Source organism: Diaphorobacter aerolatus, assembly GCF_014489535.1.
Lineage (GTDB): Bacteria > Pseudomonadota > Gammaproteobacteria > Burkholderiales > Burkholderiaceae_C > Diaphorobacter_A > Diaphorobacter_A aerolatus.
Window position 1 is genome coordinate 4,506,895 of sequence record NZ_CP060783.1, and the last position, 18,559, is coordinate 4,525,453.

Annotated in this window: 18 protein-coding genes and 3 pseudogenes; 16 read left to right on the forward strand and 5 right to left on the reverse strand. The window is 63.1% G+C overall.

Translation table 11 applies throughout. The annotated features are described in order from the left end of the window. The first annotated feature begins 187 nt into the window (after positions 1–187). The 4 genes and pseudogenes from H9K75_RS21135 (at position 188) to cobJ (ending at position 3,578) form a co-directional block, all read left to right on the forward strand. Entirely contained in the window at positions 188–1,408 is a 1,221-nt protein-coding gene (locus tag H9K75_RS21135; RefSeq protein ID WP_187724021.1) for a nitrite reductase, read from the forward strand. Next, positions 1,392–2,020 (forward strand): annotated as a pseudogene (locus H9K75_RS21140) (precorrin-8X methylmutase). The gene H9K75_RS21135 and the pseudogene H9K75_RS21140 overlap by 17 nt, the downstream one beginning before the upstream one ends. A gap of 11 nt (positions 2,021–2,031) precedes the next feature. Further along, on the forward strand, positions 2,032–2,799 hold the full coding sequence (cobI, locus tag H9K75_RS21145) for a precorrin-2 C(20)-methyltransferase (RefSeq protein ID WP_187724022.1): 768 nt from the start codon (positions 2,032–2,034) through the stop codon (positions 2,797–2,799). 2 nt (positions 2,800–2,801) lie between these two features. Then, the gene (cobJ, locus tag H9K75_RS21150) at positions 2,802–3,578 is read left to right on the forward strand and encodes a precorrin-3B C(17)-methyltransferase (protein ID WP_404826371.1); all 777 of its coding nucleotides are present in this window, start codon (positions 2,802–2,804) and stop codon (positions 3,576–3,578) included. 28 nt (positions 3,579–3,606) lie between these two features. Here the strand turns inward: cobJ and H9K75_RS21155 are convergent, their stop codons facing one another. After that, positions 3,607–4,374 carry a cobalt-precorrin-6A reductase gene (locus H9K75_RS21155; protein ID WP_187724023.1) on the reverse strand — a complete coding sequence of 256 codons (768 nt, stop codon included), beginning with the start codon at positions 4,372–4,374 and terminating at the stop codon, positions 3,607–3,609. Between H9K75_RS21155 and H9K75_RS24280 the strand changes: the two genes are divergently transcribed. The 9 genes and pseudogenes from H9K75_RS24280 to adhP all read left to right on the forward strand — a co-directional run bounded on the left by H9K75_RS24280 (position 4,373) and on the right by adhP (position 11,712). Beyond that, entirely contained in the window at positions 4,373–4,813 is a 441-nt protein-coding gene (locus H9K75_RS24280; RefSeq protein ID WP_226858343.1) for an SAM-dependent methyltransferase, read from the forward strand. The genes H9K75_RS21155 and H9K75_RS24280 overlap by 2 nt on opposite strands. Continuing rightward, complete coding sequence (gene cbiT / locus H9K75_RS24285; RefSeq protein ID WP_226858344.1) at positions 4,803–5,567, forward strand: precorrin-6Y C5,15-methyltransferase (decarboxylating) subunit CbiT; 765 nt, start codon at positions 4,803–4,805, stop codon at positions 5,565–5,567. Before H9K75_RS24280 ends, cbiT begins: the two co-directional genes overlap by 11 nt. Beyond that, positions 5,564–6,052: a cobalamin biosynthesis protein gene (locus H9K75_RS21165; protein ID WP_187724024.1), complete on the forward strand. Its 489-nt coding sequence runs from the start codon at positions 5,564–5,566 to the stop codon at positions 6,050–6,052. The genes cbiT and H9K75_RS21165 overlap by 4 nt, the downstream gene beginning before the upstream one ends. Continuing rightward, a pseudogene (cobM, locus tag H9K75_RS21170) lies at positions 6,049–6,845 on the forward strand (precorrin-4 C(11)-methyltransferase). Before H9K75_RS21165 ends, cobM begins: the two are co-directional and overlap by 4 nt. A gap of 3 nt (positions 6,846–6,848) precedes the next feature. Beyond that, positions 6,849–7,604 carry a precorrin-6A synthase (deacetylating) gene (gene cobF, locus H9K75_RS21175; RefSeq protein WP_187724025.1) on the forward strand — a complete coding sequence of 252 codons (756 nt, stop codon included), beginning with the start codon at positions 6,849–6,851 and terminating at the stop codon, positions 7,602–7,604. A gap of 192 nt (positions 7,605–7,796) precedes the next feature. After that, positions 7,797–8,350 (forward strand): annotated as a pseudogene (phaR, locus tag H9K75_RS21180) (polyhydroxyalkanoate synthesis repressor PhaR). A gap of 95 nt (positions 8,351–8,445) precedes the next feature. Next, the gene (locus tag H9K75_RS21185; RefSeq protein WP_187724026.1) at positions 8,446–8,994 is read left to right on the forward strand and encodes an MgtC/SapB family protein; all 549 of its coding nucleotides are present in this window, start codon (positions 8,446–8,448) and stop codon (positions 8,992–8,994) included. An 86-nt stretch (positions 8,995–9,080) separates the two neighbouring features. Next, complete coding sequence (gene rimO / locus H9K75_RS21190; protein ID WP_187724027.1) at positions 9,081–10,475, forward strand: 30S ribosomal protein S12 methylthiotransferase RimO; 1,395 nt, start codon at positions 9,081–9,083, stop codon at positions 10,473–10,475. 208 nt (positions 10,476–10,683) lie between these two features. Beyond that, on the forward strand, positions 10,684–11,712 hold the full coding sequence (adhP, locus tag H9K75_RS21195; RefSeq protein ID WP_187724028.1) for an alcohol dehydrogenase AdhP: 1,029 nt from the start codon (positions 10,684–10,686) through the stop codon (positions 11,710–11,712). A 74-nt stretch (positions 11,713–11,786) separates the two neighbouring features. On the opposite strand, the gene efp is transcribed toward adhP, so the two are convergent. The 3 genes from efp to H9K75_RS21210 all read right to left on the reverse strand — a co-directional run bounded on the left by efp (position 11,787) and on the right by H9K75_RS21210 (position 14,472). Then, entirely contained in the window at positions 11,787–12,341 is a 555-nt protein-coding gene (gene efp / locus H9K75_RS21200) for an elongation factor P (protein WP_187724029.1), read from the reverse strand. Between the two features lie 152 nt (positions 12,342–12,493). Next, positions 12,494–13,561 carry an elongation factor P maturation arginine rhamnosyltransferase EarP gene (gene earP, locus H9K75_RS21205; RefSeq protein ID WP_187724030.1) on the reverse strand — a complete coding sequence of 356 codons (1,068 nt, stop codon included), beginning with the start codon at positions 13,559–13,561 and terminating at the stop codon, positions 12,494–12,496. Beyond that, a complete protein-coding gene (locus H9K75_RS21210; RefSeq protein WP_187724031.1) occupies positions 13,558–14,472 on the reverse strand; it encodes a LysR family transcriptional regulator in 915 nt (304 codons plus the stop codon). The genes earP and H9K75_RS21210 overlap by 4 nt, the downstream gene beginning before the upstream one ends. A gap of 225 nt (positions 14,473–14,697) precedes the next feature. On the opposite strand from H9K75_RS21210, the gene H9K75_RS21215 reads away from it, so the two are divergent. The 3 genes from H9K75_RS21215 to H9K75_RS21225 all read left to right on the forward strand — a co-directional run bounded on the left by H9K75_RS21215 (position 14,698) and on the right by H9K75_RS21225 (position 17,900). Continuing rightward, the gene (locus H9K75_RS21215; RefSeq protein ID WP_264294049.1) at positions 14,698–15,852 is read left to right on the forward strand and encodes a CaiB/BaiF CoA transferase family protein; all 1,155 of its coding nucleotides are present in this window, start codon (positions 14,698–14,700) and stop codon (positions 15,850–15,852) included. Then, entirely contained in the window at positions 15,849–16,844 is a 996-nt protein-coding gene (locus tag H9K75_RS21220; RefSeq protein WP_187724033.1) for a hydroxymethylglutaryl-CoA lyase, read from the forward strand. Before H9K75_RS21215 ends, H9K75_RS21220 begins: the two co-directional genes overlap by 4 nt. Before the next feature lie 72 nt (positions 16,845–16,916). Continuing rightward, positions 16,917–17,900, forward strand: coding sequence for a Bug family tripartite tricarboxylate transporter substrate binding protein (locus tag H9K75_RS21225; protein WP_187724034.1), 984 nt, complete (start codon positions 16,917–16,919; stop codon positions 17,898–17,900). A 113-nt stretch (positions 17,901–18,013) separates the two neighbouring features. Here the strand turns inward: H9K75_RS21225 and H9K75_RS21230 are convergent, their stop codons facing one another. After that, positions 18,014–18,526 carry an ATP-binding protein gene (locus H9K75_RS21230; protein ID WP_187724035.1) on the reverse strand — a complete coding sequence of 171 codons (513 nt, stop codon included), beginning with the start codon at positions 18,524–18,526 and terminating at the stop codon, positions 18,014–18,016. Between the last annotated feature and the right edge of the window lie 33 nt (positions 18,527–18,559).

Sequence of the window (18,559 nt, forward strand, 5' to 3'; positions counted from 1 at the left end):
GCTTCTTTTTCTCTCTCCTGCACATTTCATCACGCATGCGGCCCGGGTTGTGGCCGGATGCCTTGGGGTATTGCATGGCGCGAGAGTCTTGCCACTGTTTCTGTTTTGCACGGGTTGTCGTTCCCGTCGCGCACCGTGCATCTGCCGCGCGGGCACTGCCTGCCGCGTCCCTGTGTTGAGCACCGGTATGTTCAAAACCCAGGGCTGGTGTCCAACCGCGTGGCAGCCCATGCGTTCGCAGGATGGCTGGATCATGCGAGTGCGCCCGCATTGCGCCTCGGTCAGCGTTGCGCAGTGGCGAGTGTTGGCGGCGCTGGCGCTGTCGAGTGCGGAGCCGCAGATCGAGCTGACGCGGCTTGGCAACCTGCAATTGCGCGGGGTGAAGGACACCGATCTGGCCCGCGTGCGCAGGGACCTGATCGATGCGCAACTGGTGCCCGCAGACGCCGATGCCGACCTCGCTCCACCCGTGCATTGCACGCCGTTCTATCGCCATGGCGATGCGGTGCATTCGCTGGCGAGCGCGGTGGCCCGCGCGGTGGTCGACCATCTGGGGCCGCGTGCATTGAATCGCGAAGGAATCGATGCGTTGGCGAGCAAATTCGGCATCGTGGTGGATGATGATCGGCGGCTGCTTGCAGGCATGCAGGCTGACATCGATCTGTGGGTGAATATGCAAGGGCAATACGGCCTGCTGGCTGCCGATTTTGTTGAACCCGTGTTCTTTGACGATGAAGAACGCGTGGTCGCCGCCGCAATCGACAAGGCGCGCTGGTTCGCGCGCAGGCGCATGCGCATATCGCATTCACCGACACGACTGCGCGGTGTGGTGCAGTCCGGGCGAACCCCACTGGTATCGAACGGCGTACCCATGCTGCCAGGACCGTTGACGGCAAACGCGCGAATCGTCGGCCTACCCCTCGGGCGTATCGATGCCCAAGCGATGCTGGCTGCCGCGCATTCACTGCCCGATTCCGCAGAGCTGCGTGTGACGCCCTGGCGCTCTCTGTTGATGACCGGCGAATCGTTGCAGGTCGAGGCCCATCCCTTTCACGACGAAACGCGCTGGATCGTTCGCGCGGACGACGCCCGTTTGCGCGTGTCCACCTGCGCGGGCGCGCCGCGCTGCGAGCAAGGGGTTTTTGCTGCGCAACAACTGTCGTCGTCAATCGCGTCTCATCTGCCAGCGGGTGCGCACGTGCATGTGAGCGGCTGCGCCAAGCTCTGCGCGCTCTCGGCCGATGCGACGGTCCTGGTGGTGGCCGACGCGGTGAACGACGATGGCCGCGTGGTGCTGAGCATCGACAAACCGGAACGACGAAGACCGGCGCCATTGCAAATACCGCTGAACACCTTGCAGGAATCGCCGCAGATCATTCGAGACCTCATCCATGACCTACACCTATGAAACGCGCGGTGAAGCGATCTACCGGCAATCCTTCTCCATCATCCGCAGCGAGGCCGCGCTTGACCGATTCACCGCGTTGGAAGAGCGCATTGTCTGCCGGATGATTCACGCCGCAGGCATGGTGGAGCTTGCGGCACATGTGCATTTTTCTGCGGAATTCGCTGTGGCTGCGGAGCGCGCGATCCAGCGCGGTGCGGTGATTCTCTGCGATGCGCGCATGGTCAGCGAAGGCATCACGCGCCAACGTCTTTCTGCGGGCAATCCTGTCATCTGCACCCTGCAGGATGAACGCGTCGCCGAACTCGCCACGCGCATGGGCAACACGCGCAGCGCGGCGGCGCTGGAGCTGTGGCGCGAGCAGCTCGCCGGTTCGTTGGTGGTCATAGGCAACGCGCCGACGGCCCTGTTCCATCTGCTCAACATGCTGGAGGATCGGGCCTGCGCGCGTCCGGCGGCGATCATTGGTTTTCCGGTGGGCTTTGTCGGGCGGCTGAGTCCAAGGAGGCGCTGCGGGCATGGGGAGAGATTCCCTGGGCCATTGTGCAAGGCCGACTGGGCGGATCGGCGGTTGCGGTGGCTGCCGTGAACGCGCTGGCGAGCCCTGCCGAATGAGGGCGACCACGATGAGCAGGAACGAATGCCGAGGCCAAATCGTATGCCTGGGACTGGGTCCCGGTGATCCGGAACTGATGAGCGTGAAGGCCGACCGCATTCTGCGCAACGCCCGCCATGTGGCCTTTTTCCGCAAGCGCGGACACCCGGGCAAGGCGCGGCAACTGGTCACCGGCATGCTGCACGAGCAGGTGACTGAATATCCGATGGAGTATCCGATCACCACCGAAATCCCGGCGAGCGATCCGCGCTATGTCGCCCAGTTATCGGAGTTCTACAGAGGCTGGCAGGCGCGTTTGACCGAGCTGGCACGGGAAAAGGAGGTGATCGTTCTCTGTGAAGGTGACCCGTTTTTCTACGGTTCGTTCATGCATCTGTACATACGTTTGCGTGATGCCGGAGAGGTGCCCGTGCAGGTGCTTCCAGGCATACCCGGGATGGTGGGGTGCTGGCACGCCACGGGCATTCCGGTGACCTGGGGAGACGATGCGATGAGCGTGTTGCCCGCAACCTTGCCCGATCTGCAACTGCGTCAGCACATGGAGTGCTCCGACGCGCTGGTCATCATGAAGGTGGGTCGGCATCTGGGACGGATTCGCAGCCTGCTTGCCGAACGGGGAACGCTCGACCGCGCCTGGCTGGTGATCAACGGAACCATGGAAGATCAACAGGTCATGCCGCTGCGCGACGCGCCCGAGCGCTGCCCGTATTTCGCCATCGTGATCGTTCATGGCCAGGGCAGGCGCCCGGCCGATGACATGCCGGTGGATGCGAGGTGACGATGAAGACGGATTTGCCGGGGTGCCTCAGCATAGTGGGGCTCGGACCGGGGGCTGAGGGATTGTTGACGGATCAGGTGCGCGCGGCGATTTCCGACGCGTCCGATGCGTTTGGTTATTTTCCTTATGTTGACCGGTTGTCGAGTCTTCAACATTTGCAATTGCATGCCAGCGACAACGGCGAGGAGTTAAGCCGTGCAAGCGAGGCGCTGAATCGGGCGTCAACGGGCAGGCGCGTGCTCCTGCTCTCGTCAGGAGATCCCGGTGTATTTGCGATGGCGAGCGCGGTGTTCGAGGCCTTGCAAGCGGCATCGCTCGAAGAGCGCGAGCGCTGGAGCCGTGTGGATATCCGGGTCCTGCCTGGCATCACCGCCATGCTGGCTGCGGCGGCGCGACTGGGTGCGCCACTCGGACATGATTTCTGTGCGATCAATCTTTCGGACAATCTCAAGCCCGCATCCGTGATCGAGCGCCGCGTTCGCCTTGCGGCGCAGGCCGATTTTGCAATGGCGTTCTACAACCCCGCCTCCAGAGCACGCCCTGAGGGATTTGCCCGCGCGCTGCGCGTTCTGCGTGAAGAATGCGAGCCCGGGCGATTGATCTGTTTTGCCCGCAACGTGAGCCGCGCGGATGAAACCCTTTGCGTGCATCGCCTCGACGCGGTGGATGCGTCGATGGCGGATATGCGCACCCTCGTCATCGTGGGCAACAGCCTGACGCAGCAGGTCGGTCGATATGTCTACACGCCGCGCAGTTATGGCGGGGCTGACCATGAGTGATTTCGCACGAATTCCGTTCGGCCCGCGGTCAGGTGGCGTGCGCGATGATTCCGGTACGCAGCCATTCCATGGCCTGCTCGGGCGTCTCGCAGAGCGCACGTTCGGGCAGGCTGGGGCGGTCTACCATGATGACGGGAATCTGCAATTCCCGCGCCGCCTCGATCTTGGCGTAGGTGTCCTTGCCACCCGCATTCTTGCTGACGATGCAATCGACCAAATGCTTTTGCAGCAGCGCGAGTTCGTCTTCAAGCGCAAACGGGCCGCGAGCGATGATCAGTTCGTGCTCGTCCGCAAGCAGCGGCGTTTGCTGCGGGTCGATCACACGCAGGATGAAGCGGTAACGCTTCGCAAGCTGCGAGAACGCGGCAAGCTGCTTGCGGCCAATCGCAAGAAATACGCGACGAGCCGTGGCGGGCAACAGGGCCGCTGCCGCGCTCATGTCGGTCGCGTGCGTCCAGCGATCTCCGGGTCTGGCCTGCCATACAGGCCGTTCCATGGCGATCAGCGGAATATCCAGAGCGCCGCACGCCTCGATGGCGTGTCTGCTCATCTGCGCGGCGAACGGGTGGGTCGCATCGATCACATGCGTGATGCGATGTTCCTGCAGATAACGCATCAGACCTTCGACGCCACCAAATCCGCCCACGCGTGTGGGAAGCGCCGATGTGCGGCGATTCAGCGTCGCGCCTGCATACGAGTAGGTTGCGGCAATGCCCGCAGCCTGCAATTGCAGGGACAGAACATGGGCGTCGAATGTGCCACCTAACAGCAAAACATGGGAAAGCGTCGAGGTCATGACCCGTCCGTGGCTATTCATTGTCGGTATGCATCCGTCGGGGCTTGAGGGGTTGAGCGCAGCCGCGCGGCGCGATCTCGATGATGCCAGCATTGTGTTCGGAAGTCCGCGTCTTCTTGCACTTGCCGATGTCGGCGAGCGCGGCAAGCCATGGCCTGTGCCGTTTGCCGTCGCGCCGGTGTTGGCGCTGCGCGGACAGGCGCGCGTGGCGGTGCTGGCGTCCGGCGATCCGTTTCATTTCGGCGGCGGCGCGTCGCTGGCGCGTCACCTCGATGTGGGCGAGTGGCGCAACCATCCGCAGCCTTCGACGTTTTCATGGATTGCGGGCGAACTTGGCTGGTCGCAGGAAAGCACGCATTGTCTCGGCCTGCATGCGCAGCCGTTCGAGACGCTCACTCCCTTGCTCGCTGAGCGAGAAGTTCATCTGCTTGCTGCGTGATGCAGCCGCGGCGCACAGTCTGGCTACCTGGTTGAGCGCAGAAGGTTGGGGCGATAGCCGCATGTGGCTGGTGTCTCAGGCCGGTGGCGCCGAGTGCGAAATCCGCAGTGGCACGGCGAAGGCGCTTTCCGTATCGAGCACTACGGCTTCGGCTCCCGTGGCCGCCGCGTTTGAAGCGCTCGGTGGCGATGGCTGGGTGCGGGTGGCGGGCAGGAGCACGGATGCGTTCGTGCACGACGGCCAGATTACCAAGAGCCCCGTGCGTGCCCTGACGCTCGCGGCGCTTGCGCCCCGGCGTGGTGAATGCCTGTGGGATCTGGGCGCGGGATCGGGGTCGGTGTCCATCGAGTGGTGCCTTGCCGGAGGCCGCGCCGTCTGCGTTGAACGCAAGGCGGAACGTGTGGCCCATATCGCGCAAAACGCGAGACGTTATGCGGTGAATCTGCAAATTGTTCACGGCGATTCGCGCATGTGTCTGCACGATCTTGAGCCAAGGCCACAGGCGGTTTTTGTGGGTGGCGGATTCGACAAAACGCTGTTCGAGGACCTGCGTGCGATGCTGCACGAGCCGTGGCGATTGGTGGTGAGCGCGGTGACCCTGGAGACCCAGGCACTGCTGATGCAGTTGCATTGCGCGCACGGCGGTCAGTTGCTGCACCTGCAATACAGCGAAGCCGAGCCTCTTGGATCGATGCCTGCATGGAAGCCTGCGCGACCATTGCTGCAATGGATGTGGAGCGCCGAAACATCATGAAGCGGGTCGCGGGCTGGGGATTTCGTGCAACGGCCACACGGCAGTCGTTTGCCAGTTGCTGGGCGCGTGCGATGCAAAGCCTCGGGCTTCACCCGGTGCAGCAAGCGCAATGGCTATTCGCGGCGCTTGATATCAAACGCGACACTGTTGCGATGGCCGAATTCAACGCGTGGAGAGCGCAGGCCGCACCATGCGCCTCACTGGTGTTCTATGCCGGGTCAGAGATACGGGGCATCGAGACGCCATCCAGGTCGCTCCGGTTGCTGGGCCGTTTCGGTACCGGCAGCGTCGCCGAGGCATTGGCGGCGTATGGAGCGGGGCAGCGCTCATTTTCTTGCGCACCTTCGGAAATTCGTTGGCTGATGCCGCGCGTTGTTTCCGCAGATGGCTGCGCGACGCTTGCCATCGCCACCGGCATTTCAGAACCGCTGCGCGGCATCCTGCGCATATCCCGGATTCATCTTCTAAAAGGATTCGAGTCGTGACAGTTCATTTCATCGGAGCAGGCCCGGGCGCCGCCGATCTCATCACCGTTCGCGGGCGCGATCTGCTGGCGGCATCTCCAGTGTGTCTCTATGCCGGATCGCTCGTCCCGGCTGAGCTGCTGGCGCATTGTCCGCGAGGGCCAGACTGGTCAATACGGCGCCGATGTCGCTCGACGAAATCATTGCCGAGATGGTCGATGCGCACACGCGTGGGCTCGATGTGGCGCGGCTGCACTCCGGCGATCTGAGCATCTGGTCGGCCATGGGCGAGCAGTTGCGCGGTCTGCGCGCGCACGATGTGCCTTTCAGCATAACGCCGGGCGTGCCGTCATTCAGTGCCGCCGCAGCGGCTTTGGAGGCCGAGCTGACCTTGCCGGGTTCGTGCCAGTCGGTGGTGCTCACGCGCACCACGGGGCGCGCGTCGAGCATGCCAGACAGTGAGACGCTGGCCGCGTTTGCCGCGACCGGCGCGGTGCTCGCAATCCATTTATCCGTGCATGTCGCGGCGCAAGTGCAAAACGAATTGCTCAGGCACTACGGCGCGGATTGCCCTGCGGCCATCGTCTGGCGCGCATCCTGGCCCGATGAACGGATCGCGCGCACCCGCGTGGGCGGGATTGCCGACGCGGCGCAGACCAACGCACTACAACGCAGCGCCCTGATTCTGGTGGGGCGAACGCTCGATCAGCGCAACTTCGGATCCAGCCGACTCTATGCCGACGACTACGACCGGCGCTATCGCCCACGTGGCAACGAGCCGCGTTTTCCCTTGGGTCGGGACGAGGGCGGCTGAGCGATGCGGGAAATCTGTCTGATCGGCATCGGCACGGGCAATCCGGAGCACATCACGCTGGAGGCGGAGCGCGCCATTCGGCAGGCGGACCTGGTGCTGTTGCCGCACAAGGAAGACGGCAAGGCCGAGCTGGCCCATGTGCGAATCACTTTGTTGCAGCGCTTGGGTGTGGGGCCGGAGCGCATCGCCCATTTCGACATGCCCGTTCGGCGCCAGCACGGCGACGACTACGGCCAGCAGGTCGATGAATGGCACGACGCCATCGCGCAGCGTTGGCGCGCGAGCCTTGTTGCTCACTCGATGGCGCAGAGTTGCCGCGTAGCCTTGCTGGTCTGGGGCGATCCGGTCCTGTATGACAGCAGCCTGCGCATTGCGGCGCGGCTTGGCCTTTCGCCGCAGCAAGTGCGCGTGGTGCCCGGAATCACGTCGATGCAATTGCTGTGCGGCGCGCATGGCATTGCGCTCAATGACATCGGCGCGCCCTTTCTCGTGACCACGGGGCGCCAACTGCAAAAAAGCGGCTGGCCCAAGGGCATCGACACACTGGTGGTGATGCTGGACGGGCAATGCACCTATGAACAGGTGTGCGAGCCCGATGCAGACATTTATTGGGGCGCGTATCTGGGGATGCCGCAGCAGATGTTGATCAGGGGAAAGCTCGCGGACGTGAAGGCGCGCATCACGGACCAGCGACGACAGGCACGGGCGCGGCACGGCTGGATCATGGACATCTATCTGCTCAGGCGGCGACCCGCATAGGTGTTGATTTAGTTCATTACTATTTGCATTACCCCATATCGCGTCCACGGCATACCGGATCGACCGATCTGCGCGAGAATCAACGTACCAAGTCGCATCAGGGAAACCCTGCGAAGCGTAAAGCTGGCCACTGCCTAGAATCAAACGGCAGCATGAGATTGCCGCCTAGTTGATCGTTGAGGAACCATGGAAATGTCCGAGGAGTCGCCTGTGCAAGAAGAGAACCCAAGCCCCGAAACCAAGACTGCGCAGCGCGTAATCAAAAAGTATCCGAATCGCCGTCTGTACGACACATCCACGTCCACCTACATCACGCTCAGCGAGGTCAAGGATCTGGTCATGGGTGGCGAGAGCGTTGTCGTGCGCGATGCCAAGTCCAGCGAAGACCTGACGCGCAGCATCCTGTTGCAGATCATTCTCGAAGAAGAGGCCGGCGGCGCGCCGATGTTCAGCGAGGCCGTGCTGGCCAACATCATCCGCTTCTACGGCCATGCCATGCAGGGCTTCATGGGTCATACCTTGAGAAGAACATTCAGGCATTCACCGACATGCAGGCCAAGCTGGCCGAACAGGCAAAGGGCTTCACACCCGAGATGTGGACGCAGTTCATGAGCCCGCAGTCGCCCGTCTACAAGGGCATGATGGGCAACTACATGGAGCAGTCGCAAAACATGTTCGCGCAGATGCAGGAGCAGATGCAAAAGCAGACCGAACAAATGCTCGGCGCGTTCGGCATCAAGCGCTGAGAGCACGTAGGTCTCGTTTTAGTGGCTCGCTGACACACCAGTGAGGTGCGTTTCTATAGAATTGTTCGATGCCGTCTTCCGCGCCCCCGTCTCCGATGAATTCCGAATCCTCAATTCCCGACCTTATCTGGCAGACGGTTGCGCGCGAGTTTGCCGACGTGTCCGACGTGGAGCAGGCCACCCGCATCGTCTTGCGACTGGTGCTTGCCGCGCTGCTCGGCGGACTGCTGGGCTGGGAGCGCGAAAGTCGGGGAAAGGCCGCCGGCTTGCGCACCCACATGCTGGTGGCCATGGGGTCCGCCACGTTCGTGCTGATTCCCCAAATGATGGGTGCTCAGGCCGGTGACCTGAGCCGCGTGATCCAGGGCGTGATCGCAGGCGTCGGCTTCCTCGGCGCAGGCGCCATCCTGAAATCCTCGGAAAACGGCAAGGAACACGTGAAGGGGCTCACCACCGCAGCGGGTGTCTGGTTCACCGCTGCCATCGGTGTGGCGATAGGCGCGGGCAAGGACACCGCCGCGCTCATCTGTGCACTGCTCGCTCTGCTGGTACTGGCCGTGGTGCCCTGGCTCAGCAAGGATCGGGACGACGACGCGCACCAACACACGCACAAGCACGCGGTAGGCAAGGATTCCGACGATTGAGCAGCCGGTTGCCGCGAGTGCGCTGATTTGTCGCCCGGAAAATCCGTGCGGCGGCGTAGCGGCTGCAGAACTGGGACAATAGAGGGATGAGCGAAGCAGTCTCCCCCACGAAAACACCCAAAGTCGGTTTTGTGTCCCTCGGATGCCCGAAGGCACTCACCGACAGCGAGTTGATCCTCACGCAACTGAGCGCCGAGGGCTATGAAACCTCCAAAACCTTCCAGGGCGCCGATCTGGTGATCGTCAACACCTGCGGTTTCATTGACGATGCGGTCAAGGAAAGCCTGGACACGATTGGCGAGGCGCTGGCCGAGAACGGCCGGGTGATCGTCACCGGCTGCCTCGGCGCGAAGGCGGGCAAGGAGGGCGGTGACAACCTGATTCGCGAAGTGCATCCCAGCGTGCTCGCCGTGACCGGCCCGCATGCGACGCAAGAGGTGATGAATGCGGTGCACGCACATTTGCCCAAACCCCACGATCCGTTCATCGATCTGGTGCCGGGCGCTTTCGGTGAGGCGGGCATCAAGCTCACGCCCAGGCACTATGCGTACCTGAAGATCAGCGAGGGCTGCAATCATCGCTGCACCTTTTGCATCATCCCGTCGATGCGCGGCGACCTGGTGTCGCGTCCGATTGGCGACGTGCTCAAGGAGGCACGCGCGCTGTTTGAAGGCGGCGTGAAGGAATTGCTCGTCATCAGCCAAGACACGTCGGCCTATGGTGTCGATGTGAAGTACCGCACGGGCTTCTGGGATGGCAAGCCCGTCAAGACGCGCATGCTGGAACTGGTGCAGGCCCTTGGCGAGATCGCGCGGCCTTATGGTGCCTGGGTGCGCCTGCACTATGTCTACCCCTACCCGAGCGTGGACGACGTGATTCCGTTGATGGCGACCGGCGCGGTGCTGCCGTATCTGGACGTTCCGCTGCAGCACAGCCACCCGGACGTGCTCAAGCGAATGAAGCGTCCGGCCAGCGGTGAGAAGAACCTGGAGCGCATACTGCGGTGGCGCGAGGCCTGCCCGGAAATCGTGATTCGCAGCACCTTCATCACCGGGTTTCCGGGCGAGACCGAAGCGGAATTCCAGCATCTGCTCGATTTCATCCGCGAGGCAGGCATCGACCGTGCGGGCTGCTTCGCGTACAGCGACGTCGAGGGCGCGGCCGCCAACGAACTGCCGGGCATGCTGCCCTTTGAAGTGCGCGAGGAGCGCCGCTCGCGCTTCATGGCCGTCGCCGAAGAGGTTTCGACGGCGCGCTTGCAGCGCCGTGTCGGCCAGACCTTGCAGGTGCTGGTCGACAAGTCGATTGCGCTCGGAAAAAAAGGCGGCGTGGGCCGCAGTTTTGCCGATGCGCCCGAGATCGACGGTGTGGTGCATCTGCTGCCACCCGAGAAGATCAGCAAGACCTACAAGGTCGGCGAATTCACCAAGGTACGCATCGTCGGCACGCAGGGCCACGACCTGGTGGGCGTGCCGGTGTAGATTCACCATTTTTAGCGCGCCCTGAGGGGGCGACGAGAGCGATGCACGGGTTTTCGTGCATCGCTTTTTTGTTGGGTCGAGGCGCGGCCTGCCTTCGACGCGCGGAGCATCCATGGCGATCTCGCATGGCTTGATGCTGCGCAGTCGGGCGATAGGGCATCGGTGCAATGCTGGCGGTTTGTTTGACACCCATCCAAAGGAGAAGCAAATGAAACAGACCATGAAGGCCGCCGTTGTCCGCGAATTTGGAAAGCCGCTGGTGATTGAAGAGGTCGCGGTTCCGCGTCCCGATCCCGGCTTTGTGCTGGTGAAGATCGAGGCATGCGGCGTGTGCCACACCGACCTGCACGCCGCCGAGGGTGACTGGCCGGTCAGGCCCAATCCTCCGTTCATTCCCGGTCACGAAGGGGTGGGCTACGTGGCGGCCGTGGGCGCAGGCGTCACGCATGTGAAGGAGGGCGACCGGGTCGGCATCCCTTGGCTCTACACCGCATGCGGTCATTGCGAACACTGCCTTGGAGGCTGGGAGACGCTGTGCGAGCAGCAGAAGAACACTGGCTACTCGGTCAATGGCGGATTCGCCGAATACGCGGTCGCCGATGCCAATTTCGTTGGCCACTTGCCGGACGGCGTGAACATGCTCGAAATCGCCCCGGTGCTGTGCGCTGGCGTCACGGTCTACAAGGGCCTCAAAGTGACCGACACCAAACCCGGCGACTGGGTCGTCATCTCGGGCATTGGTGGGCTGGGACACATGGCGGTGCAATACGCCAGGGCGATGGGCATGAACGTGGCAGCGGTCGATGTGGATGACGGCAAGCTCGACTTCGCCAAGCGTCTGGGCGCTTCGGTCACAGTCAACGCAATGAAGACCGATCCCGGCGCGTATCTGAAAAAGGAAATCGGAGGCGCGCACGGCGTGCTGGTGACCGCGGTGTCGCCCAAGGCATTCGAACAGGCTCTGGGCATGGTGCGGCGCGGCGGCACCGTGTCGCTCAACGGGCTGCCGCCGGGCAACTTCCCGCTGCCGATCTTCAACATGGTGCTCAACGGCGTGACGGTACGCGGCTCGATTGTCGGAACGCGCCTCGATCTTCAGGAGTCACTGGCCTTCGCCGCACTCGGCAAGGTCAAGGCCACGGTCACGGCTGACCGGCTTGAAAACATCAACGAGATCTTTGCGCGCATGCACGCCAACAAGATCGAAGGCCGTGTGGTGCTGGACATGAATCTCTGACCTCACAAAAGCAAAAAAGGCTTCCCTCGGGAAGCCTTTTCATTGGAGTGCCGAAGCACTTCGCGACAACACGCTTAGACGCGCTTGCGGTATTCGCCGGTGCGGGTGTCGATTTCGATCTTGTCTTCCTGCGCAACGAACAGCGGCACGGCCACTTCAAAGCCGGTGGCGATCTTGGCGGGCTTGAGAACCTTGCCCGAGGTGTCGCCCTTGACGGCGGGTTCGGTCCAGGTGACTTCACGCACGACGGAAGTCGGCAGTTCGACCGAGATGGCCTTGCCGTCATAGAACACCACTTCGGCGGTCATGCCGTCTTCGAGGTAGTTGATGGCATCGCCCATGTTCTCGGCTTCGACTTCGTACTGGTTGAAATCGGGGTCCATCCACACGTACATCGGGTCGGCGAAGTAGGAATAGGTGCAATCCTTCTTGTCCAGGATGACGTTGTCGATCTTGTCGTCGGCCTTGAACACGATTTCGGTGCCCATGTTGTTGAGCAGGGCCTTGAGCTTCATGCGCACGGTGGCTGCGCCACGGCCGCCACGGGCGTATTCGGTCCTCAGAACGATCATCGGGTCTTTGCCCTGCATGATCACGTTGCCGGCGCGGATTTCTTGAGCGATTTTCATAGCTTGCTTGACTGCGAGTTGGGCCGCTCCACTGACGGGGCGGCAAAGGCGAGGTCGATGGGACTGCCCGTCACCCCGGCGCATGGTCCGCGGCGGGACGCGCCGGCTGGGCACGAGATGTGCAGCCTTGGTTTGGCGCAAAGACTGCCATTTTAGCTTTTTTCCAGAACAAAGCCCAGCATCTGCGTGAGAAGGTCATTTTGCGCCAGCAACCGATCACGGGCTGAGCAAGCGCTGGCGCGCCATTCGGCGAGTATGGCCGTGTCGATATGGGGCGGTTTGGGCGCTCCCGGAAGCTCATTCCAGGCCGCATGCATGTCCCGAAGCGACTGCGGCGCCTGCATCCAGTCGAGAAACGCATGCAGCTTGTCGTGGTGGGCGTCGTCGTGTTGCGGGTAAATCTGCCAGACAAAGGGCTGGCCCGCCCAGAGCGCACGCACGAGCGAATCCTCGCCACGCACGAAATTCAGGTCGCAGGCCCAGAGCAGTTCGTCGAATTCCCGCTGGCTGCGAGGCGGCAGAAACCGGACGTTGTCGGGATGCGCCGGGAGCAGGGCGGCACGCACGGCCGCAGCAGCGCGGCCCGGCGTCACCAGCCATTGCGCCGACGAGCGTGTGTCGGCAAATACCGGTTCAAAGGCCTTGGGTTCGTAGCAGAACAGCATGCAGGCGGTGTCCTGCTCGCCGAGTCCCTGTCGCGCTCGCCATGCCTTGCGGTCGAATGCTGCTTGCCGCTCAGGCAGATCGGGCTCGCGCAAAAGTCCTCCTGTACGCACCGTGAATCCGGGGTAGAAAAACCAGCGCGTGAGTCCGGCGGCCGGGCCGCTCATGAGCGGCGAGGGCAGGCGGTGACAGCGCTCCACATAACTTTCGGCGGAAAGGTATTCGAGATTGATCCAGAGGATGCTGTTGGCGTCGGCCCGGTGCCTGTCTGCCATGGCCGCGAGAAACGTCTCGGGGATTTCGCAGCCAAACGCCTCGATGATCACCTCACCCGGACCACCTTCGGGCACCTGCGCGGGCCAGGGCAGTACGGTCACACCCGCGCCGCCATGAGGTGCCATCCACCAAAGCGCGCTCGCATCGTCGATGAAAAGCCGCACCTGATGGCCGCGCGCGCCGAGGTCGGCCGCGAGTCGCCAGCACACGCCGATGTCGCCAAAATTGTCGATCACCTGACAGAAGATGTCCCAGCGCCGGGGGGAAAGAATAGGGCTCATGGGGAAGCAGGGGCGGCGTCCGTGTTTTCCTCAGGCCGCAGGTGATCCACCAGCAGCCGCGCGACGCCCGAGAGCGATTCGAGTGATCGCACGCACAGCGACAACCGCCGCCTGGCCCAGGGCTCGACCAGAGGAATGGTGCGCAGCGCGAGCGCTCCGCGGTAGATCTGCGCACTGCCCAGCGGCAGCACGCCGACGCCAAGGCCCGCCGAAACCATCAGGCACAGCGCGTCATAGCTCGTGACCTGGATGCGCACCTTGAGTGGCATGTCCTGCTCCGCCGCGTTGCGCATGAGCAGGTTGTTGATGGCGCTCCCGGTGTGCATGCCCACCAGATCGAAGGGCAGGATGTCTGCAAACTTCAGGCTGCGCCGTCGCGCCAGAGCATGGCCAGCAGGTACCGCCACGACGAGTTCGTCCTCGCGATACGGCAGCAGCGTGATTCCCTCGCCGTAGCTGCCGTGGTTCAGGATGCCCACATCCGCTGCGTTCTCTGCAACGGAATGCGCGATGCTGGTGCTGATCTGCTCCAGCAATTGCACCTGCACCTGCGGATGTGCGGCCATGAAACTCTGCAGCTCGCCGGGCAGGAATTGCGTGATGGCCGAGATGTTGGCGACCACGCGCACATGGCCGCGCACGCCCGCGCCATAGTCACGCATCTGCGCGCCGATGCCATCCAGATCATTGAGCACGCCGCGCGCCAGATTCAGCAGCGCAAAAGCCGCCGCCGTGGGTTCGGTGCCGCGATTGCTGCGCGCGAACAGTTCGACCTGCAGCGTGTCCTCCAGCTCGGCGAGGCGACGGCTTGCGGCGGATGCGGCAATGTGTTCGCGCGCGGCGGCGCGGGCGATGGCGTTTTCTTCCATCACCGCCACAAACAGGCGCAGGGATACGGGGTCGAGCTTCATGGATTTGTGGGTATTGTCGCCTGCCATGCCGGTTTGCGATGGCAGCGTCGCGCATCAGCGTTTTGCACGCGTGCCGAATGGCGACATTATCCGCGCGGGTGATGTTGTGAAAGGAGACGAACCATGACCGAGCCGACGGCAACGACAACGACAGCGACAACCACGACGGCGAGCGCGCCGCACCCACTGACACCTGCCGCGCTTGAAGGCGTGCGCGTGGTGGAGATGGGCCAACTCATCGCCGGCCCGTTCTGCGGCAAGACGCTGGGTGACTTTGGCGCGCAGGTCATCAAGATCGAGGCCACGGGCGCGGGCGATCCGCTGCGCAACTGGCGGCTCCTGAAGAACGGCACCTCCGTCTGGTGGCAGGTGCAGTCGCGCAACAAGAAATCGGTGGCGCTCGATCTGCGCCAGCAGGAAGCGCAGGACATCGCCCGCAAGCTGATTGCCGAGGCCGACGTGCTGATCGAGAACTTCCGTCCCGGCACGCTCGAGGGCTGGGGCATGTCGCCCGATGAACTGCACAAGCTCAATCCGGGCCTGATCATTCTGCGCATCTCCGGCTACGGCCAGACCGGACCCTATCGTGATTTGCCGGGCTTTGGCGTGATCGGTGAGGCCATGGGCGGCCTGCGCCACCTGACCGCCGAGCCGGGCCGCGTACCGGTGCGCGTCGGCGTGTCAATGGGTGACACGCTTGCGGCGCTGCATGGTGCCATCGGCGTGCTGATGGCGCTCTATCACCGCAAGGCACATGGCGGAAAAGGGCAGGTGATCGACGTGGCGCTGCACGAAGCGGTGTTCAACTGCATGGAAAGCCTGATCCCCGAATACAGCGCGTTCGGCGCGGTGCGCGAGGCGGCGGGCAGCGCGCTGCCGGGCATCGCGCCGTCAAATGCCTATCCCTGCAAGGACGGCTGGGTGCTGGTGGCGGGCAACGGCGACAGCATCTTCAAGCGCCTGATGACGACGATTGGCCGCGACGATCTGGGAGAAGCGCCAGACCTGGCCAGCAATGCGGGGCGCGTCGCACGCATCACCGAGATCGATGCCGCCATCGCCGTCTGGACCACGTCGCGCACCGTGCAGGAGGTAATGGACGCACTGGGTGCAGCGCGCGTGCCTGCGGGCAAGGTCTATACCGCCAGGGATATCTGCGAAGACCCGCATTACAAGGCGCGCGACATGCTGCTCACGCAGCAAACGCGCGACGGCTATTCGGTGACCGTGCCGGGTGTGATTCCGAAGATGTCGGGCACGCCGGGCACCGTGCGCAGCAGCGCTCCGGGCCTCGGTGACGACACCGACGCGGTGCTGGCCGAGGCGGGACTGACCAGTGAACAAATCACGCTGCTGCGCAGCAAAGGAGTGATTCAATGAGGAGCACGACAGTCTGGGATGGAGGCGGCACGCGGCTGCGCATGTGCGAGGTCGGCACGCGCGATGGTCTGCAGATGGAATCGCAGTTCGTGCCGACCGAAGACAAGATTGCGCTGGTGAACGCGCTCTCGCACACCGGCCTTGCGAAGATCGAGGTGACTTCGTTCACCTCGCCCACGGCGATCCCTGCGCTGCGCGATGCGGAAATCGTCATGTGCGAGATCGACCGCGTGCCGGGTGTCGTCTACACCGCGCTCGTGCCCAATATGCGCGGTGCGGAGCGCGCGATCGATGCGCGAACCGATGAACTCAATCTCGTGATGTCGGTCAGCGAGACGCACAACATCGCCAACCTGCGCATGACGCGCGAACAGTCGTTTGCGTCGTTGTCGCAGGTGATCGCGCTCGCCCAGCAGGCCAGGGTGCCCGTCAACGTATCGCTTTCCTGCGTGTTCGGCTGTCCGATGGAAGGAGACGTGGCCGAGGAGCAGGTGTTCGCGTTCGTGCAGCGCTTTGCGGATCTGGGTGTGCAGGGCATCACGCTGTGCGACACCACGGGCATGGCATTCCCATCGCAGGTCGCGCGCATCACCTCGCATGCGATCAAGGGCTGGCCGACGCTCGAATTCACCCTGCATTTTCACAACACGCGCGGCATGGGGCTGTCCAATGTGCTGGCCGCCATCGATGCGGGGGCGCGGCAATTCGATGCGTCGCTTGGCGGTCTCGGCGGCTGCCCTTATGCACCCGGTGCGTCGGGCAATGTGTGCAGCGAGGAAATCGTGCATGCGCTGCAATGCATGGGCTATGACACCGGCGTCGATCTCGATGCGCTGATCGCCGCAGCAGGGCGCCTGCCAGCGCTCATCGGGCACGACGTGCCCAGCCAGATCGTCAAGGCAGGCAAGCGCCTGGATACGCATCCCGCGCCCGCTGATTTCGATGCCATCCGCGAACGCGCGCTGGCGCGTGCTTCGCAACGCGCGGCCTGATCTTTCTTTTTTTTTCGTGCTTCAAATTCGATTTTTGCGAATTTCCATTCTTAGTTCATCAGGAGACATACCATGAAAAACATTCGACGCAGCCTGCTTGCCGTCGCCGCACTCGCCACCTTTGGCGGCTTCGCAGTCAACGGCGCGATGGCCCAGGGCAACTATCCCAACCACCCGATCACCTTCGTCGTGCCTGCCGCAGCCGGCGGCACAACCGACCTCGCGGGCCGCATGGCCGCGCAGGCGCTCGGCCCGGTGATCGGCCAGAGCGTGGTCGTCGACAACAAGGGCGGCGGCAACGGCGCCATAGCCGCCACGTTCGTCAAGCGCGCAGAGCCCGATGGCTGCACGCTGCTGATGCAGTACTCCGGCTACCACGTGATCACGCCGCACATCACCAAGGCTCCGCAGTGGGAGCAAAAGGACTTCCAACCGGTCGCCAACATCATGTCCGCGCCGCAAATCATCGTCGTGCGCGACAGCGTTCCCGCCAAGACACTCAAGGAGCTGGTCGCCTACGCCAAGGCCAACCCCGGCAAGCTCAACTACGCATCCTCCGGCAACGGCTCGCTGCAACACGTGACGGGCGCGATGCTGGAACAGCAGGCAGGCATCAAGATGGTGCACGTGCCCTACAAAGGCACAGGTCCCGCCCTGCAGGATCTGCTCGGCGGCCAGGTCGACCTGACATTTGGCACGGCGCCCCCATTCATGTCCCACATCCAGTCGGGCAAACTGCGCGTGCTGGCGGTGACCGGCAAGGAACGCCTGCCCAGCCTGCCCAACGTGCCGACCACCGCAGAAACCGGCCTGCCGGGCGTGAACGCCACATCCTGGTTCGGCCTTTTCGCCCCCGCAGCCGTTCCCAAGGCAGTCGTGGACAAGCTCACGACCGACCTCAAGAAGGTAGTGGAAGATCCCGCCTTCCGCAAAAAAGCCGAAGAGCAGGGCGCAACCGCCGACTACCAGAACCCGCAACAATTCGGCGAACGCGTGAAGTCCGACTATGCCAACTGGGCAGCGGTGGTGAAGAGCGCGAAGATCGAAGCGGATTGATTTTGTTCCAGCGTTCGCGTGGCGCTGAGTTAGTGCAGGGCTTCGAGCGAAAGCTCGAGCTTTTTTCTCCAATGTCGCGGGACCGCATACCCCAAATGCTAGGCTGCACCCCTTCAGGCTAACGCTAACCGAAATCTACCAGCATCCGGCAAGTCGAGCACCGTCAGAGGCACCGCCAGATCAGCAGCAACCAGCTTTGCTTGCTGCAATTCAGCCGCGCTGAACGCTTCCAGCTCCGTTGATGTCCAGGTTTCGTCGCCTCGTTCTCTAAGACGATTTAAAAGCGTTTCTGCAGGAGCCGTCAACAAAACGATTCGCCTGCACTGCAACCCACGGAACACATCCGAAGCAAGTCGGTGGTGCACATGCGGACTGCTGCGCAGGACAAAGTGACCGTCCAGAAGCAGCGTCTCTCCACTTGTCAGGATACGCGCGACAGCGTTTATCAGTGCGACTTGATTTTGATCGATGTCGGTGACTTGCCTGGTGGCAGTCCAGGTGGCGAGGCCCCGCTCTTCTCGAATCAACTGGCTCGCGGTCGCATAGCGGAGGCCAAGCTCCTGGGCGGCAGGCTTTGCGAGGAATGTCTTGCCCACTCCATGGGCGCCCGCGATCAAGATGGTCATGTGCTCATGCTCCTGACAATTCGCTTCAACTCA

Bases quoted from the DNA above. Each gene is read 5' to 3' on its own strand.
- H9K75_RS21135 (WP_187724021.1), top strand. From the start codon at position 188: ATGTTCAAAACCCAGGGCTGGTGTCCAACCGCGTGGCAGCCCATGCGT.
- cobI (WP_187724022.1), top strand. From the start codon at position 2,032: ATGAGCAGGAACGAATGCCGAGGCCAAATCGTATGCCTGGGACTGGGT.
- cobJ (WP_404826371.1), top strand. From the start codon at position 2,802: ATGAAGACGGATTTGCCGGGGTGCCTCAGCATAGTGGGGCTCGGACCG.
- H9K75_RS24280 (WP_226858343.1), top strand. From the start codon at position 4,373: ATGACCCGTCCGTGGCTATTCATTGTCGGTATGCATCCGTCGGGGCTT.
- H9K75_RS21155 (WP_187724023.1), bottom strand. From the start codon at position 4,374: ATGACCTCGACGCTTTCCCATGTTTTGCTGTTAGGTGGCACATTCGAC.
- H9K75_RS21165 (WP_187724024.1), top strand. From the start codon at position 5,564: ATGAAGCGGGTCGCGGGCTGGGGATTTCGTGCAACGGCCACACGGCAG.
- cobF (WP_187724025.1), top strand. From the start codon at position 6,849: ATGCGGGAAATCTGTCTGATCGGCATCGGCACGGGCAATCCGGAGCAC.
- H9K75_RS21185 (WP_187724026.1), top strand. From the start codon at position 8,446: ATGAATTCCGAATCCTCAATTCCCGACCTTATCTGGCAGACGGTTGCG.
- rimO (WP_187724027.1), top strand. From the start codon at position 9,081: ATGAGCGAAGCAGTCTCCCCCACGAAAACACCCAAAGTCGGTTTTGTG.
- adhP (WP_187724028.1), top strand. From the start codon at position 10,684: ATGAAACAGACCATGAAGGCCGCCGTTGTCCGCGAATTTGGAAAGCCG.
- efp (WP_187724029.1), bottom strand. From the start codon at position 12,341: ATGAAAATCGCTCAAGAAATCCGCGCCGGCAACGTGATCATGCAGGGC.
- earP (WP_187724030.1), bottom strand. From the start codon at position 13,561: ATGAGCCCTATTCTTTCCCCCCGGCGCTGGGACATCTTCTGTCAGGTG.
- H9K75_RS21210 (WP_187724031.1), bottom strand. From the start codon at position 14,472: ATGAAGCTCGACCCCGTATCCCTGCGCCTGTTTGTGGCGGTGATGGAA.
- H9K75_RS21215 (WP_264294049.1), top strand. From the start codon at position 14,698: ATGGGCCAACTCATCGCCGGCCCGTTCTGCGGCAAGACGCTGGGTGAC.
- H9K75_RS21220 (WP_187724033.1), top strand. From the start codon at position 15,849: ATGAGGAGCACGACAGTCTGGGATGGAGGCGGCACGCGGCTGCGCATG.
- H9K75_RS21225 (WP_187724034.1), top strand. From the start codon at position 16,917: ATGAAAAACATTCGACGCAGCCTGCTTGCCGTCGCCGCACTCGCCACC.
- H9K75_RS21230 (WP_187724035.1), bottom strand. From the start codon at position 18,526: ATGACCATCTTGATCGCGGGCGCCCATGGAGTGGGCAAGACATTCCTC.